The sequence below is a fragment of the Micromonospora psammae genome, assembly GCF_036902725.1.
Taxonomy (GTDB): Bacteria; Actinomycetota; Actinomycetes; order Mycobacteriales; family Micromonosporaceae; genus Micromonospora.
Map to the genome: position 1 here is coordinate 15055 of NZ_JBAKHM010000003.1, position 14601 is coordinate 29655.

Below are 14601 nucleotides of genomic sequence, written 5' to 3' on the forward strand. Positions count from 1 at the left end.
ATTGCTGCGAGGCCCCTGCGGTTGCTACGTTCGCTGTGTACCGAGCGGTACGTAATTCACGGGGGGACCGATGGAAGATCTGCGTACCTCACTGCCGGCCGTCGGCGTGTGGAGCATGGAGCTGCGTGGCGCCGCCCGCCCGGAGGTGCGGGAGGCGGCCGCCGAACTGGACGAACTCGGCTTTCGGGCGCTCTGGACCCCGGGGCTGGACGGCAACGGCGCCGTCGACGACCTGGACCACCTGCTGACGGCGGCACCACACGCCACCGTCGCGCTGGGCGTGCTGGGGATCTGGGGACAGGAGCCGGTCGCGCTCGGCGATCGGCTGGCCTCGCTCGACGCCGTCCATGGCGCCCGCACGCTGCTCGGCTTCGGGGTGAGCAACGCCCACTCCGCCGCGCAGGTCGGGCAGGACTACGGCCGCCCGGTCGAGTCGATGGCCCGCTACCTCGACGCCCTGGACGGCGCGCCCGCGCCCGTCCGGCCCGAGCGCCGCTTCCTCGGGGCAGTGGGGCCGAAGATGGCCGACCTCGCCGTGTCCCGGACCGCCGGATGGCACCCCTTCCTGGTCACACCCGAGTACACCGCCATCCACCGGGAACGTGTGGGGCCGCAGCCCATGATCGCCCCGCACCTGGCCGTGGTCCTCGACCGGGACGCGGACCGGGCGCGCGCAGCCGCCCGCGCGGGCATCGGCATGTTCATCGGCTTCCCGGCCTACCGGGCCAACCTGGCCCGGCTCGGCTTCACGGAGGAGGACCTGGTGCCCGGCGGGAGCGACCGGCTGATCGACGCCCTGGTCGCCTGGGGCGACCTGGACGTCGTCGGCCAGCGGGTGCGGGAGCACCTCGACGCCGGGGCCGACCAGGTCGCGCTGCACGTCCTCCGGCCGGAGACAGCCCGTCCGGGGCTCCCGCTGCCGCAGTGGCGGGAACTCGCCGGCCTCCTGCCGGGGCTCCGCCGCGCCGCACCGGCCAACTGACCAACCCGACCGCCCGAGGGGCGCACCGGGGACCGAACCAATGGATCATCTCAAGAAGGAGCAGCCCACCATGGGACAGCTTGACGGCAAGACCGCCCTCGTCACCGGCGGCACCACCGGCATCGGCCTCGCCGCTGCCCGCCGCTTCGCCGCGGAAGGCGCGTACGTCTTCGTCACCGGACGCCGCCAGGGTCCGCTCGACGAGGCCGTGGCCAGCATTGGCGCCAACGCCACCGGCATCGCCAGCGACGTGGGCAACCTCGACGATCTCGACCGGGTGATGGAGACCATCCAGGCCCACGGCAAGGGACTGGACGTCCTGTTCGCCAACGCCGGCGGTGGGGAGTTCCTCCCGCTGGGCTCGATCACCGTCGAGCACTACACCACCACGTTCGACAACAACGTCCGCGGCACCCTGTTCACGGTGCAGAAGGCGCTGCCGCTGCTCAACAGTGGCGCGTCGGTCGTGCTGACCGGCTCCACCGCGGCCAGCAACGGCACGCCCGCCTTCAGCGTCTACGCCGCCTCCAAGGCCGCCATCCGCTCGTTCGCCCGCACCTGGGCCGCCGAGCTGGTCGACCGCAAGATCCGGGTCAACACGGTGATCCCCGGCCCCACCGAGACTCCGGGCATCACGGGTCTGGCAGCCAGCCCCGAGGAGGCGACCGGCCTGATTCAGGCCATCGCCTCCGGCGTACCCATGAAGCGCATGGGCACCCCCGAGGAGATCGCGAACGCCGCGCTCTTCCTCGCCTCCGACCAGAGCAGCTATATGACCGGCGGCGAGCTCTTCGTCGACGGCGGCACCGAGCAGATCTGATCGCGGGACCAGCGGCTCCATCCGCCCCTTCGGCGGATGGAGCCGCCCCTACGGAAGCTGCGGGTAGAGGGCGGCCACGCCGCCGGAGAGCTTGCGCTGCACGTCCCGGCTGAGGTCGTCGGCGAGGATCTCGTAGGCGCCGGTGGCGAGTTGGTCGACCGCGTAGCGGGCCACCTCGGCGGGTGCGAGCTTGGCGGCGGCGACCTCCCGGGCCATGTCGGTGTCCATGAAGCCGACGTGCAGTCCGACCACGCGGATGCCGGCCGGCGCGAGCGTGACCCGCAGCGCGTTCGTCAGACCCCATTCGGCGGCCTTCGCGCCGGCGTAGGCACCGCCGCTGGGCAGGGCGAACCAGGAGAGCACCGACATCACGTTGAGGACCGCTCCCCCACCGTTGGACTCGATCACCGGGGCGAAGGCCCGGGTGACGGCGAGGGTGCCGAAGTAGTGCGTCTCCATGTCCAGCCGGATCTGGTCCATGTCACCGGTGAGCAGATCCGCGCCGGTCGACGAGCCCGCGTTGTTCACCAGCATGGTCACATCGGCGGCGATCTCGGCAGCGGCGGCCACGGACGCCGGGTCGGTGATGTCCAGCCGCAGCGGACGCACGCCCGGCAGGTCGATCTGCGCGGTCTCCCGAGCTGCGGCCCAGACGGTGGCGCCACGGGAGAGCAGCTCTCCGGCGATGGCGCGGCCGAAACCACGGTTGGCGCCGGTGACCAGGGCAGTGCTCTCCGACACGTCCATGGGAGTCCCATCCTTCCGGTACGGCGGGTGACCCACCCGCCGCGATCAGCACCTGACGGCAGCCGCCACCACTCCCGGGCCCACCGGCGGAGCGGATCCCCGGCCCGGACCTGAGGGTGCCGCAGCGCGGCCGGCGGGTGGGACCGGGCCGGCCTACCGCGACACCGCGTCGATCGCCTGCATGATCACGTCGGTGACGGCCTGCGGCTGGGAGACCATGACGACGTGGGAACCGTCGATCTCGGTCGTGGTAGCGCCGGCGCGTTGGGCCATGGTCCGCAGGACGTCGCTTCCGGCGGCCTTGTCGGCGTTGCTGACGGCGGCCCAGGAGGGAAGCTTCTTCCAGGCCGGGTTCGTGGTGGGCGTGGCGAAGGCCAGCGAGGAGACCGGACGTTGGGTGGCGGCCATGATGGCCGCGTCCTTCTCCGGGACGTCGGCGGCGAAGGCGTCGTGGAACTTCGCCGGGTCGATCAGGAACTCCGTCTCGGTGCCCTCCGCGGTCGGGTACTGCCGCTGGAGCAGGGCCGTGGTGAGGACGCTGTCCTTGGAGTCGCTCTCGATGCCCATCAGCGTCTCGCCCTCGTCCGGGGCGAAGGCGGCGACGTAGACGAGGCCGACGACGTTGTCGGCACGGGTCGCGGCGTTGGTGATCACCGCCCCGCCGTACGAGTGACCGACGGCCAGCACCGGGCCCTCGATCTGCTGGAAGGCGCTGGCGACGTACGCGGCGTCCTCGGTGAGCCCACGCAGCGGGTTCGGCACCGCCTGGACCGTGATGCCGGCCGCGTGCAGGCGCTCGACGACCCCGTTCCAGCCGGAACTGTCGGCGAAGGCCCCGTGCACCAGGACCACGGTCGGAGCGCTCTTCACCGAAGAGGCGTTGGCCATGATTCGTCCCCTCCGTCGCGGTGGTGAGGCCCGTCGGCCGCCTGGGCCGACCACAACCACCACCCCGAGCGTAGCCAGGTGTGCCGCGCCGACATGCCAGTTCCGTGGAGCGGAGCCGAGAAGCGAACGGGGAACACCTCACGGAAGCCGACGACGCCGGAGATCCTGGGCGACCAGCTCGGCGGCCCTCACCGCCCCCGCGTCACCGTTGCTTCTGGTCGTCGTCGGCGGCGCCGTGCCCGCCGACGACGGTCGGCCGGACCGCCGGGTCGTCGGCCGGCCGCACGCAGACCGTGACGGTGGCGGACACCCCTTCGAGGTGCCGGGTCAGGATCAGTCCGTCGGTCAGCTGCTGCGCCAGCCAGAGGCCGCGGCCACCGGCGGTGTCGACCGTCGGAAGTCGGACCGGCAGCTCACCGACGGCCGCGCCTCGGTCGGTGATCTCGCAGATGAGTACGTCGTCGTGGCGGCGCAGGTCGATCTGGCCGCGACCTCCACCGTGCCGCACGGCGTTGGTGACCAGCTCATGCACGGCCAGGACGAAGTCGTAGGCGAGGTCCCCGGTCAGTCCGGCCATCGCCACCTGCGTCCGCAGGGCGTGCCGGAGGGCGGTGACCGTGGTGGCGGTGAACTCCTGCGACATCAGCGGCACGGCGGGGGTGACGACGTGCGGAGACACCGGCCCCGGCACCGGGCGGTCCGGCTCCGATGTCGCGGATTCGTCGGTCACGGTGGCAGGTTACCGAGTTCCGGTGTATCCGCGACCATTGCGAATAGGCAACTATCCGCAGCTCACCGGCGAGGTGCCGGCGGTGGGCGCCGATCGGCCGTTTCCGGCGCCCGCTCCCATGATCGCGCTCAATCCGGGAAGTAGTGGCTTCCGGCGGCTCCGAGGCCACTGTTTCCTGGATCGAGCACGATCATGGCGGCCGGCAGATGGCCGGTCCGGTGACGCGCCGGGGCCGGGGGGACGACACCGCGACGGTCGACCTGGGGTACGCGCCGCTGGCCGCGGTGTGGCGCGGACAGCGAGGGCGCCGGGGTGGGTGGAGTGACCTCCTGCCGGAGGGACGACGACGGGCGTCGGGCGGGATCGCGGGCGCGCTACCGGGTCGGGGGGCAGGCCGTTCGGGGGTGTTGGTGGGGCCGCGCCCCGGGGGTCGGCGACACCCGGGGCACGGCCGCGGTCAGCGGGACAGCTCGCGCCAGGACGGGTCGCCTCCGCGCCACGCTCCGGCGAGGATGCTCGCCGAGCTACGACTGGGGCATTCCTGCACCTTCGAGCGGCCACACGCGCCACCGATCTGGGCCTGCACTTCCCAACGCCGCCCATCGGTGCGGATGTACACGTCACGGCGACCGCGTACCGACGCGTCCCCGTTCCACCAGTGCTCTTCGACCATCACCTCGCGACCGTATAGCACCGTGCGCACTCGCCGACAGTGCCCAGCAGCCAGATCGGAGGCCATCGGCGGTTTGCGATCACCTTCCGTGACGACCGTCACGATGTCCGGCCACCGGACGGCGCGGCGAGGCCGGCGGTCGTACCGGACTTCCCGCCCTTTTCTCGCCCTGGCCGGGCTGCTCCCGGCGGCCGGGCTGGCGTGGTGACCGCGACCGACCGGCCGGCGACAGCCCACCGCCGCACCCCGGTGGCGGCGCCCGGCGTGCTGCCGCGCGCCGCCGCCGGGTCAGCGGCGCAGCTGGCGGCGGACCGACTCCGGCAGGCGGCGGGCCACCGCCCGGCGGAGCCGGGAGCGCAGGCTCTTCGGGTGCGGCAGCCGCACCGGACGAGCGCCGTCGGCGGCGCACCGGAAGGCCAGCGACAACCCGGCGTCCTCGGCCCAGCCGCAGCTGGTGATCCGGGCCTTCAGGTCCCACGTTCCCTTGGTCCGGCCCCGGTTGAGGGCGCCGAAGTCGAGCCGGGCGGTGCCGCGCAGCACGGCCCGCAGTTGCCCACCCTCGACGGGGACCAGTTCGACGGTGCCCTCCACGGGCACGAAGAACTCCTCGCCGGTCTCCCGCCGGCGGGCGATCAGGTCCAGCTTGGACTGGGTGAGCCGCTCCGTCGAGTCGCGCAGCTCGGCGGGAACGTCCGCCACCGGCAGCGACAGCAGACGCCGGTCGCCGTCGGCGGCGAAGGTGACCGGCTGCTCGCCCGACCGCAGCCCGCCGGAGAAGGTGACGGTCACGGTCGCCGAGTTGCGGCGTACCCGGTCGGCGGTGGCCGTGGCGCGCACGGCCGCCTCCCATCCGGCCAGCTGCCTCAGGTCGGCCGTCCGGCCCTGCTCGGTGAGCCAGGTCACGACCCGCTGTACCGGCGGCAGCCCGGCGGCGACGCCCGGCGCGAAGCGCTCCCGGATCACCCGCTGCGCCTCCCCGGCGACCAGCTCGACCCACTCCGGGGGCGCCTTGAGCAGCCGCTTCCCCCGCAGCCGGGCGACGATCTCGTTGCGCAGCCACCGCCGGTGCAGCCGATCCCGCAGCTCGCCCGGGCCGGTGTGCGCGTCGACGATGTCCAACGCCTCGCGCAGGTTGACGAAGTAGCCGGCCGGGTCGAGACGCTCGGCGGTCACGTTGCCGGCGTCCGTACGGCGCTGGTGGTGGTAGCAGACGTAGTCCGCCAGCACGCAGGTACGCCGGGACAGGAAGTACGCCCGGACCACCAGCACGTGGTCCTCCAGGCGGCGCTTGCCCTCGGGGAACCGCAGCTCGTGCTCGTTGAGGAAGGAGCGCCGGAACAGCTTGTGCGAGGTGAGGCTGTCGATCAGCGGCGAGTTGGCCAGCGTCGCGTCGAACCGGTTCCGGCGGAACAGCTCGCGGGGCACGGACCGGCCGTGCCCGGCCATCCGGCCGACCACCACGTCCGCGTCGTGCTCGGCCGCGCAGGCGTAGAGCCGCTCCAGGGCCTCCTCGCCGAACCAGTCGTCGTCGTCGGCGAAGAAGACGTACTCCCCGCGGGCGTGCTGGACGCCGAGGTTGCGGGGCCGGGACGGCCAACCGGAGTTGGGGGTGTGCAGCACCCGGATGTGCGGGTGGGCCGCCGCCAGCTCGTCCAGCCGGGGGCCGGTGGAGTCGGTGGAGCCGTCGTCGACGAAGACCACCTCGAACTCGTCGGCCGGCATCGACTGGCCCAGTAGCGAGGAGACCAGCTTCTCGATGTGCGGGCCGGAGTTGTAGGCCGGGACCACGACGCTGATCCTGGGTGCTTCGGTGCTGGTAGGCATCGGCTCTTCCTGCGGGGTGGACTCGCGAGCCGGCGCCGGGTGCCCACCGCCCGGGGCGGCGACGACCCGGGCGCTGCCGTCACCGACATGGCCCGTACCGGTTGCGGACTTTACGCGACCGCCGGTGTCTGCGAGACCCCGGAACGGCCACGATCATCGGTCCGGACGTCCGTCCGCGCCCGGCGGCGGACCGTGCGGAGGGGCGCCGGGCTGAGGTGGAGAATCCGCACGAGGCGCGGGCGATCCCGGGATCCGCTTAAGAAGCCGCTACCGAGGGTACGTCAGGATCATGGGACAGCTGCGTACCTCGCCACCTCCGCCCCAGGCCGTGGAGCTGCGGCGATGGACCCTGGCCGAGGCGACCGACCTACGTGGCCTGCGCGCCTCCCTGCACCGGGAGTTGACCGGCGAGCAGCTCAGCGACGGCGGGCGGCTGGACGAGGTCCCCGAGCTGATCGTCCTGGTCGCCACCGAGCTGGCGACGAACGCGCTGAAGCACGGCCGGCCGCCGACCATCGTCCGGCTGCTCGCCGCCGAGAACTCGCTCATCCTCGACGTCGCCGACCATAACCTGGACAGCGTCCCGGAGTTGGCCGACATGCGGCCGATGGGTGCCGGCGGCCGGGGGTTGCAGATCGCCATGGCGGTCTCCCTCGACGTGGGCTGGTACGCCACCGCGACCACCAAGAACATCTGGGCGTCGTTCGCCCGGCGGTGACGGAGGTACGGATGAGCGAGTGGCAGGCGCTGCACGGGGTGCTGCACGAGGCCCACCACGCCCGCCCCGAGGACCTGCCCCGCATGGCCCGGCGGATGGCCGGCGAGCTGGGCGCGACCGACATGATCCTCTACCTGGTCGACCACGAGCAGCACGAGCTGCTGCCGATGCGCGACGACGGGTCACCCGAGCGCGAGTCGCTGACCATCGAGGGCACCCTGGCCGGCCGGGCGTACGGGCTGATGCGTCCGTACGCCGCCGAGGGCGGGACCCGGCTCTGGGTGCCGCTGCTGGACGGGCTGGAACGGCTCGGCGTGGTCGAGGTGGTCTCCACCGGGCCCGTCCCCGCCGACCGGGTGTCCAGCTTCGCGACCGCCTGCTCACTCCTGGCCGAGCTGGTGGTCACCCGGGCCAGCTACAGCGACTCCGTCGAGCGGGTGCGCCGCCGGGCCCCGATGCGGCTGGCCGCCGAGATGCTCCGCGCCCAACTGCCACCGCTGACCTTCTCCACCGGCGCGATGACCATCAGCGGCATCCTGGAGCCCAGCTACGACGTCGGCGGCGACGCCTTCGACTACGCGGTCAACGGCGACATCGCCCACCTCGCGCTCTTCGACGCGGTGGGGCACGGGTCGGAGGGTGGGATGCGGGCGGTGATGCTGGCCAGCCTCGCGCTGGCCGCCTACCGCAACGCCCGCCGGGCCGGCTTCGACCTGATCGCCACCTACCACCACATCGACACCGCCGTCCGCGACCACGACCGGCGCGGCCTCATCACCGGGGTGCTGGCCGAACTCGACCAGCGCACCGGCCGGCTGCGGGTGATCTCCGCCGGGCACCCGAGCGGGCTGGTGCTGCGCCGGGGCCGGGTCGCGAAGGTGCTGCCGACGCCGACCGCGCTCCCCGTCACCCTCGGTGAGCACCGGCCGCCGCTGATCGTCGAGGAGTCCCTGGAGCCCGACGACTACGTGCTCTTCCACACCGACGGCATCACCGAGGCGCGCTCCGCCGACGGCGTCCCGTTCGGCCTCGACCGGCTGGTCGACCACACCGTGCGGGCGATCGCCGACGAGCTGCCGCTGCCGGAGACCGCCCGGCGCCTGGTGCACGCGATCCTCGCGTACCAGGACGAGCAGCTCCGCGACGACGCCACCGTGCTGCTGGTGCGCTGGCACGGCGCACCGGACTGAGGGTCAGTCCTCGGCGGGGACCGGGTCGTCGTACTCGCCGGGTGGACCACTGAGCGGGGCGCCGTCGACGCGGGGCCAGGCGTTCGGGGTGCAGCCGTGCAGGCCGAGCGTCTGCTGCTGCATCACCGGCGCCGGACCGCCGGGTGCGGGGCAGAGCTCGTGGCCCTGGCCCAGCCGGTGCCCCACCTCGTGGTTGAGCACGTACGCCCGGTAGGTCACCAGATCACCCTGGAAGCCGGGCGCGCCCCGCGCCCAGCGGGCCACGTTGACCACCACCCGGTCGCCGTTGCGGCAGGAGGTGTAGCGGTCGCCGACGTCGCCGCAGAGCTGTCCCCGGGTGACCGGGGTGGCCAGCAGCACGGTGAAGTCGGCCGGGGTGTCCGGGCCGACGCGTTGCAGCCGCCACCGGCCGTCGCCGGTCCAGCCCCGGGGGTCGGCGAGCACCACCGCCACCTCCCGGCCGAAGCGCTCCTCGTCCACCTCGTCGATGCCGCCCTCCACCGCCACCTGGTACCGCAGCAGCTCACCGCCGCGCCCGGCGACGGCGCCCCGGGCGGTGGCGGTGCGCCAGGTGCCGGTGCCCCGCTCGGGATAGCGCAGCGCCGGAGCCGCCGGGGAGTTCTGAGGCCGGGCCGACGTCGCGGGAGCCGCGGTCGCGGGGACCGGGGCGGCGGCCACCGCCGGGCGGGCCGCGCCGGGCCCACGACGCACGTCACCGACCAGGTCGGCGAGGTCGACGCCGCCGGGTCGGGCCGCCCAGAGGCCGGCCACGCCGACGGCCAGCACCAGCGTCACCGTCAACGCGCCGCGGCGCGCCGCCCCGCGACGCCCGCGGTGCCGGCCGCCCTCGGCCACCCCGCTCACCGTCAGGCTTCCCAACCTCGGCCTCCGTCCCGGTCGATCCGTGTTCGGACAGGAGTACGCGGACGACGGCCGCATGGTTGAGTGCCGCGACCGCCGATCCGCACCCAGGTACCGTTGCCGGGCGACACTCCCGACGATCCGGACACCACCGGGGCGTCATCTTCGAGGAAGGACCCCCCGTGCCGGACGCCGACGCCCTCATCGCCGACGCGGTCGCGGCGGTGCGCGGCACCGACGTACGCGACGCGGAGCGGAAGCTGGACCGGCTCGTCGTCGGCACCGGCGCCACGGACGGCGCGGCGGTGGTGGACGCCGCCCTGCTCGACCGCCTGGCCGGCGCCCTCGCCCGGCTCTGGCCGCGCGGCTGGCAGCCGGTGGACGTGACCCGGATCGTCACCCGCCGTCTCGGCGCGCAGCCGGGCCGGATGCTGGTGGACGCGCTCGCCGCCCAGCGGCGCGCGCAGGCGGGCGCGGTCCCGCAGTGGTGGGACGACCAGCTCGACGGCCTCGACGCCCGGATCTGGTGGGACGACGACGCCAGCTGGCTGAGCCGGCGGGCGGGACGGGACGGCGAGGACCGGATCGCCGCGCTGCGGGTGGCGGTCGAGTTGCTGGCCCTGCTGGACGGCCTGCCGCCGATCGCCGTGCTGCGTCCGCCACCCGGTGGCGGGGCGCAGGCCACGCCCCGGCGCGGCGGCCCCGCGCCGGCCGGCTCCCGGATGCTCGACCGGGTCCGGGCGCTGCTGGCCAAGGCGGAGTCGACCACCTTCCCGGCGGAGGCCGAGGCGCTGACCGGCAAGGCCCAGGAGCTGATGGCCCGGCACAGCCTGGACCGGGCGCTGGTCGAGGCCACCGCCGAACGGCCGGACCTGCCCGGCGGGGTCCGGCTCGACACCGAGGCCCCCTACGCGGGGGCGAAGGCGCTGCTGGTGCAGGAGGTGGCGGCGGCCAACCGGTGCGAGTCGGTCTGGAACGACGACCTCGGCTTCGCCACCGTGCTCGGCTTCCCCGCCGACCTGGAGGCGGTCGAGCTGCTCTACACGTCGCTGCTGCTGCAGGCCACCGCCGCGATGCTGCGCGGCCGCACCGAGCGGAAGCGGAGCAGCAGCCGGCGGACCAGGACGTACGACGAGTCGTTCCTCAACGCGTTCGCGCTGCGGATCGGGGAACGGCTGCGGGCCGCCACCGACGAGGCGGACCGGCAGGCGGCCGAGTCCGCCGGCCCGGAGCGGCTGCTGCCGGTGCTCGCCGCCCGCTCCGACGCGGTCCGCGAACGGATGGACACCCTCTTCCCCGGGATCACCCGGGCGCGGCTGACCGTCCGGGACGCCGAGGGCTGGCACTCCGGCACCTCCGCCGCCGACCGGGCGGCGCTGCACGGCGGCGCTTCCCCGGCGCGTCCACTGCCCGGCCGGCGCTGACCGCGCGGGAAAATCCTCGGGTTCGGGTGTCGGATCGGCCGCGCCGGCTCCGATCCCCACCCGAGCGGCCACGCCGTGGCCCGTACCCGAGGAGCGATCGTGAAGTACATGCTGCTGATCTGGAACCGCCCCGGCTTCGTCGAGGAGCTCTCCGAGCAGGAGCGCACCGCGCTCTTCGGCGAGGTCGACGACATCATGCGGGAGCTGACCGCGTCCGGTGAGCTGGTCGGCGGGGAGGCGCTGGCCGACCCGTCGCAGACCCGCACGGTGCGGTCCGCCGGGGAGCGGCCGGAGGTCACCGACGGGCCGTTCCTGGAGAGCAAGGAGCAGTTCGCCGGCTACCTGACGGTTGACTGCGACAGCCCGGAGCGGGCCGTGGAGATCGCCGCCCGCTGGCCGGACGTACGGCGGGGCTTCGGCGTGCTGGAGGTGCGGCCGGTGATGGGCGAGGCCGGGACGGAGATGTGACCGACCGCCAGGTGGAGGACCTGCTGCGCGACCTCGCGCCGCAGGTCCTCGGCGTCCTGGTCCGCCGCCACGGGAACTTCTCCGCCTGCGAGGACGCCGTGCAGGAGGCGTTGCTCGCCGCCGCCACCGGCTGGCCGGAGCGGGGCGTGCCGGAGCACCCGAAGGCGTGGCTGCTCACCGTCGCCGGCCGGCGGCTGACCGACGAGTGGCGCAGCGAGCGGGCCCGCCGGGACCGCGAGGTCGCGGTCGCGCTCCGGGAACCGGCGTACGCGGGCGCCGCCCCGCCCGCCGACGAGGAGCCGCGCGCCACGGACGACAGCCTCACCCTGCTCTTCCTCTGCTGCCACCCGGCGCTGTCCCGCTCGGCGCAGGTCGCGCTGACCCTGCGCGCGGTCGGCGGGCTGAGCACGGCGCAGATCGCCGCCGCGTTCCTGATCCCGGAGCCGACGATGAGCCAGCGCATCCGCCGCGCCAAGCAGCGGATCGAAGCGGCCGGGGCGCGGTTCGTCCTGCCGGCGTCGGGCGAGCGGGACGACCGGCTGCGCGCCGTGTGCCAGGTGCTCTACCTGATCTTCAACGAGGGTTACACCGCCAGCAGCGGCGGCGACCTGCACCGGACCGAGCTGACCGCGGAGGCGATCCGGCTGACCCGCCAGCTGCGCCGGCTGCTGCCGGACGACGGCGAGGTGACCGGGCTGCTCGCGCTGATGCTGCTCACCGACGCGCACCGGGCGGCGCGTACCGGCCCCGGTGGGGAGCTGGTCCCCCTCGCCGAGCAGGACCGGAGCCGGTGGGACCGGGCGGCGACCGCCGAGGGGGTGGCGCTGGTGACCGAGGCGCTGACCTGGTCGCCGCCGGGGCCGTACCAGCTCCAGGCGGCGATCGCCGCGGTGCACGCGGAGGCGCCCTCGGCGGAGGAGACCGACTGGCGGCAGATCGTCGCCCTGTACCGGGTGCTGGCGGTGGTCGCCCCGAACCCGATGGTCGCCCTGAACCAGGCCGCGGCGGTGGCCATGGTGGACGGACCGCGCGCCGGGCTCGACCTGCTCGCCCCGCTCGACGCCGACGAGCGGGTCGCCGGCCATCACCGGCTGGCCGCCGTCCGCGCCCACCTGCTGGAGCTGGCCGGGGAGCCGGCGGCGGCGCGGGAGGCGTACCTGCTGGCCGCCCGGCGCACCACCAGCCGGCCCGAGCAGCGGTACCTCGAACTCCGGGCCGCGCGGCTCGCCGCCCGCCGATGAGTTCCGGCCGTGCGGGAAGTCGACCCCGCATGGGTACGGTGACGTGTCAGATCTCGATGTCGTTGGACGGGTACGTGGCGGGGCCGGAGCAGAGCCGGCAGGATCCGCTGGGCCGGGGTGGGCTGCGCCTGCACGAGTGGTTCTTCGCGCTGGACGCCGGGCGGGAACGGCCCGGGCCGCCCGGCGGTGGACGCGACGTCGACGCCGAGGTGGTCGAGCGGATGACCGAGGGCGTCGGCGCGTACGTCATGGGGCGCCGCATGTTCGGCAATTACGCGGGGCCGTGGGATCCGGACTGGCAGGGCTGGTGGGGTGAGGAGCCGCCGTGGCGCACCCCGGTCTTCGTGCTCAGCCACCACCCGCGTGAGCCGCTGCTGATGCGGGGCGGCACGGAGTTCCACTTCGTCACCGACGGGGTGGAGGCGGCGCTGCGGCGGGCCCGGGAGGTGGCCGGCGACCGGGCGGTCGCGGTGGCCGGTGGGGCGAGCACCGTCCGGCAGTTCCTGGCGGCCGGGCTGCTGGACACCCTCCAGCTGCACATCGTGCCGATCCTGCTGGGGGGCGGCGAACGGCTCTTCGACGGGGTGGCCGACCTGTCGCTGGAGCAGGTGTCGGTGGTGGCCGGTCCGACCGTCACCCACGTGACCTACCGGGTGCGACGCCCAACCGCCTGATGTGACTGGCGTCACAGCATCGCCTTGTCGGCGTACCCGGGTCGGCGCCGATCCACCGGTGAGCGGCACGCGGGGTGCCGCCCGACGGAGGGGACGACGCGAGATGACGAAGGTGACCGCACAGCTGTCGGTGTCGTTGGACGGCTTCTACGCCGGCCCGCGGCACACCGGCGACGGCGACTGGATGGAGTCGGCCGAGAGCGCGGGATTCTTCCGGGTCACCCGCTGGGTGACCGACGCGATGGCGTGGCGCGAGCGGCAGGGCTTCACCGGCGGGGAACAGGACGTGAACTCCGACGTGGTCGCCGAGTCGTTCGGGGCGGCCGGCGCGTACGTGATGGGACGGCGGATGGCCGACGGAGGTGAGGTGCCCTGGGGCGAGGAGCCGCCCTTCCGGGCGCCGGTCTTCGTCGTCACGAACCGTCCCCGCCCGACCCTGGTGCGCGGGGGCGGCACCAGCTTCACCTACGTCACCGCGGGGGTGGCCAGCGCCGTCGAGCAGGCGCGCGCCGCGGCGGGCGGCCGGGACGTCGCCGTGGCCGGGGGCGGCAGCCTGGTGCGGCAGGTGCTGAAGGCCGGTCTGCTCGACGAGTTGGAGCTGCACGTCGTGCCGGTGGTGCTCGGCACCGGCCTACGACTGTTCGACGCGGACCTCGAGCTGGGTGAGAAGGAGGCCGTCGAGCTGGAACCGACCCGGGTCATCCACACGCCGCAGGTCACCCACATCCGTTACGTGGTGCGCGGTCGCGCCCCGCTCGTGCTCGACGACCGGGGCAGCGGTGGCGGCCCGACGACCACGACCGGCTGACCGGGCGGCGGATCAGACGTGGCAGTCGCGGGTGAGCCGCGGGGGGATGTCGACGAAGTTGGTCGTCATCCACGTCGCCGGGCTCTTCGCCGCGACGCCGCCGTCGATCTGCTCGGCGACGTCGGTCACCACCGCCCTGACCCGCGGGTCCTCGGCCCGGGCGGCCTGGTCGCGCACGTCGTCGGCGAGCTCGGCCAGGTTGCCCTTGAGCTGACCGTTGAGCTGCTCCGGGGTCAGCTCCCGCTGGGTGGCCGATGCCGAGTCGCGGGCGATGTCCCGGCTGGCGTCGACGATGAGCTTGTCGACGGCCTGGCAGACGGCGAGGGTGTTGGCGGCGCTGGCGGTGGTCGGGGTGGCGGCCGCGGTGGGCTCGGCGGCGGCGGTCGGCGTGCCGCCGGCCGGGGCGGTGGCGCCGGCGGTGGCCGGGGCGGTCGGCGCCCGGTCGCCCCCGGAGCTCTGGCATCCGGCCGTGAGCGCGGCGACGGCCAGCAGGGTGAGCGGGCCGGCGGTCCTGCGGTACATCGACTTCCCCGTTCGGTGGTGGGCCGTCCGG

General features: G+C 74.3%; 15 protein-coding genes. 9 read left to right on the forward strand and 6 right to left on the reverse strand.

Annotation, left to right across the window (positions count from 1 at the left end; genetic code table 11):
- Positions 1–70: 70 nt before the first annotated feature.
- Together V6U79_RS06210 and V6U79_RS06215 are read left to right on the forward strand one after the other, a co-directional pair.
- Complete coding sequence (locus V6U79_RS06210) at positions 71–982, forward strand: TIGR03620 family F420-dependent LLM class oxidoreductase (protein WP_334613870.1); 912 nt, start codon at positions 71–73, stop codon at positions 980–982.
- A 70-nt stretch (positions 983–1052) separates the two neighbouring features.
- Positions 1053–1802 (forward strand): SDR family oxidoreductase, encoded by a 750-nt coding sequence (locus tag V6U79_RS06215; protein ID WP_334531466.1) that lies wholly within the window; start codon positions 1053–1055, stop codon positions 1800–1802.
- Positions 1803–1850: 48 nt separating this feature from the next.
- Here the strand turns inward: V6U79_RS06215 and V6U79_RS06220 are convergent, their stop codons facing one another.
- The 4 genes from V6U79_RS06220 to V6U79_RS06235 form a co-directional block, all read right to left on the reverse strand.
- A complete protein-coding gene (locus tag V6U79_RS06220) occupies positions 1851–2549 on the reverse strand; it encodes an SDR family oxidoreductase (RefSeq protein ID WP_334613872.1) in 699 nt (232 codons plus the stop codon).
- Between the two features lie 153 nt (positions 2550–2702).
- Positions 2703–3437: an alpha/beta fold hydrolase gene (locus V6U79_RS06225; RefSeq protein WP_334613873.1), complete on the reverse strand. Its 735-nt coding sequence runs from the start codon at positions 3435–3437 to the stop codon at positions 2703–2705.
- Positions 3438–3639: 202 nt separating this feature from the next.
- Positions 3640–4167 (reverse strand): ATP-binding protein, encoded by a 528-nt coding sequence (locus V6U79_RS06230; protein WP_334531475.1) that lies wholly within the window; start codon positions 4165–4167, stop codon positions 3640–3642.
- A gap of 961 nt (positions 4168–5128) precedes the next feature.
- Positions 5129–6664 (reverse strand): glycosyltransferase family 2 protein, encoded by a 1536-nt coding sequence (locus V6U79_RS06235; RefSeq protein ID WP_334531477.1) that lies wholly within the window; start codon positions 6662–6664, stop codon positions 5129–5131.
- Between the two features lie 289 nt (positions 6665–6953).
- Between V6U79_RS06235 and V6U79_RS06240 the strand changes: the two genes are divergently transcribed.
- Positions 6954–7382 carry an ATP-binding protein gene (locus tag V6U79_RS06240; protein WP_334531478.1) on the forward strand — a complete coding sequence of 143 codons (429 nt, stop codon included), beginning with the start codon at positions 6954–6956 and terminating at the stop codon, positions 7380–7382.
- Positions 7383–7393: 11 nt separating this feature from the next.
- On the forward strand, positions 7394–8572 hold the full coding sequence (locus V6U79_RS06245; RefSeq protein ID WP_334613874.1) for a PP2C family protein-serine/threonine phosphatase: 1179 nt from the start codon (positions 7394–7396) through the stop codon (positions 8570–8572).
- A gap of 3 nt (positions 8573–8575) precedes the next feature.
- Here V6U79_RS06245 and V6U79_RS06250 read toward each other — a convergent pair whose 3' ends face one another.
- Complete coding sequence (locus V6U79_RS06250; protein ID WP_334613875.1) at positions 8576–9451, reverse strand: DUF3152 domain-containing protein; 876 nt, start codon at positions 9449–9451, stop codon at positions 8576–8578.
- A 164-nt stretch (positions 9452–9615) separates the two neighbouring features.
- Between V6U79_RS06250 and V6U79_RS06255 the strand changes: the two genes are divergently transcribed.
- The 5 genes from V6U79_RS06255 to V6U79_RS06275 all read left to right on the forward strand — a co-directional run bounded on the left by V6U79_RS06255 (position 9616) and on the right by V6U79_RS06275 (position 14048).
- Positions 9616–10857 carry a DUF2786 domain-containing protein gene (locus tag V6U79_RS06255; protein WP_334613876.1) on the forward strand — a complete coding sequence of 414 codons (1242 nt, stop codon included), beginning with the start codon at positions 9616–9618 and terminating at the stop codon, positions 10855–10857.
- A 108-nt stretch (positions 10858–10965) separates the two neighbouring features.
- Positions 10966–11325, forward strand: coding sequence for a YciI family protein (locus V6U79_RS06260; RefSeq protein WP_334614150.1), 360 nt, complete (start codon positions 10966–10968; stop codon positions 11323–11325).
- Positions 11322–12566 (forward strand): RNA polymerase sigma factor, encoded by a 1245-nt coding sequence (locus tag V6U79_RS06265; protein WP_334613877.1) that lies wholly within the window; start codon positions 11322–11324, stop codon positions 12564–12566. The genes V6U79_RS06260 and V6U79_RS06265 overlap by 4 nt, the downstream gene beginning before the upstream one ends.
- Positions 12567–12595: 29 nt before the next feature.
- Positions 12596–13240: a dihydrofolate reductase family protein gene (locus tag V6U79_RS06270; RefSeq protein WP_334613879.1), complete on the forward strand. Its 645-nt coding sequence runs from the start codon at positions 12596–12598 to the stop codon at positions 13238–13240.
- A gap of 103 nt (positions 13241–13343) precedes the next feature.
- On the forward strand, positions 13344–14048 hold the full coding sequence (locus V6U79_RS06275; protein WP_334613880.1) for a dihydrofolate reductase family protein: 705 nt from the start codon (positions 13344–13346) through the stop codon (positions 14046–14048).
- A 12-nt stretch (positions 14049–14060) separates the two neighbouring features.
- On the opposite strand, the gene V6U79_RS06280 is transcribed toward V6U79_RS06275, so the two are convergent.
- Entirely contained in the window at positions 14061–14570 is a 510-nt protein-coding gene (locus V6U79_RS06280) for a hypothetical protein (RefSeq protein WP_334613881.1), read from the reverse strand.
- Between the last annotated feature and the right edge of the window lie 31 nt (positions 14571–14601).

What these genes read in the sequence shown, in the direction of transcription:
- V6U79_RS06270 (WP_334613879.1), top strand. Translation starts at nt 12,596, where the DNA reads ATGGGTACGGTGACGTGTCAGATCTCGATGTCGTTGGACGGGTACGTG.
- V6U79_RS06220 (WP_334613872.1), bottom strand. Translation starts at nt 2,549, where the DNA reads ATGGACGTGTCGGAGAGCACTGCCCTGGTCACCGGCGCCAACCGTGGT.
- V6U79_RS06235 (WP_334531477.1), bottom strand. Translation starts at nt 6,664, where the DNA reads ATGCCTACCAGCACCGAAGCACCCAGGATCAGCGTCGTGGTCCCGGCC.
- V6U79_RS06275 (WP_334613880.1), top strand. Translation starts at nt 13,344, where the DNA reads ATGACGAAGGTGACCGCACAGCTGTCGGTGTCGTTGGACGGCTTCTAC.
- V6U79_RS06245 (WP_334613874.1), top strand. Translation starts at nt 7,394, where the DNA reads ATGAGCGAGTGGCAGGCGCTGCACGGGGTGCTGCACGAGGCCCACCAC.
- V6U79_RS06260 (WP_334614150.1), top strand. Translation starts at nt 10,966, where the DNA reads ATGCTGCTGATCTGGAACCGCCCCGGCTTCGTCGAGGAGCTCTCCGAG.
- V6U79_RS06280 (WP_334613881.1), bottom strand. Translation starts at nt 14,570, where the DNA reads ATGTACCGCAGGACCGCCGGCCCGCTCACCCTGCTGGCCGTCGCCGCG.
- V6U79_RS06210 (WP_334613870.1), top strand. Translation starts at nt 71, where the DNA reads ATGGAAGATCTGCGTACCTCACTGCCGGCCGTCGGCGTGTGGAGCATG.
- V6U79_RS06215 (WP_334531466.1), top strand. Translation starts at nt 1,053, where the DNA reads ATGGGACAGCTTGACGGCAAGACCGCCCTCGTCACCGGCGGCACCACC.
- V6U79_RS06240 (WP_334531478.1), top strand. Translation starts at nt 6,954, where the DNA reads ATGGGACAGCTGCGTACCTCGCCACCTCCGCCCCAGGCCGTGGAGCTG.
- V6U79_RS06225 (WP_334613873.1), bottom strand. Translation starts at nt 3,437, where the DNA reads ATGGCCAACGCCTCTTCGGTGAAGAGCGCTCCGACCGTGGTCCTGGTG.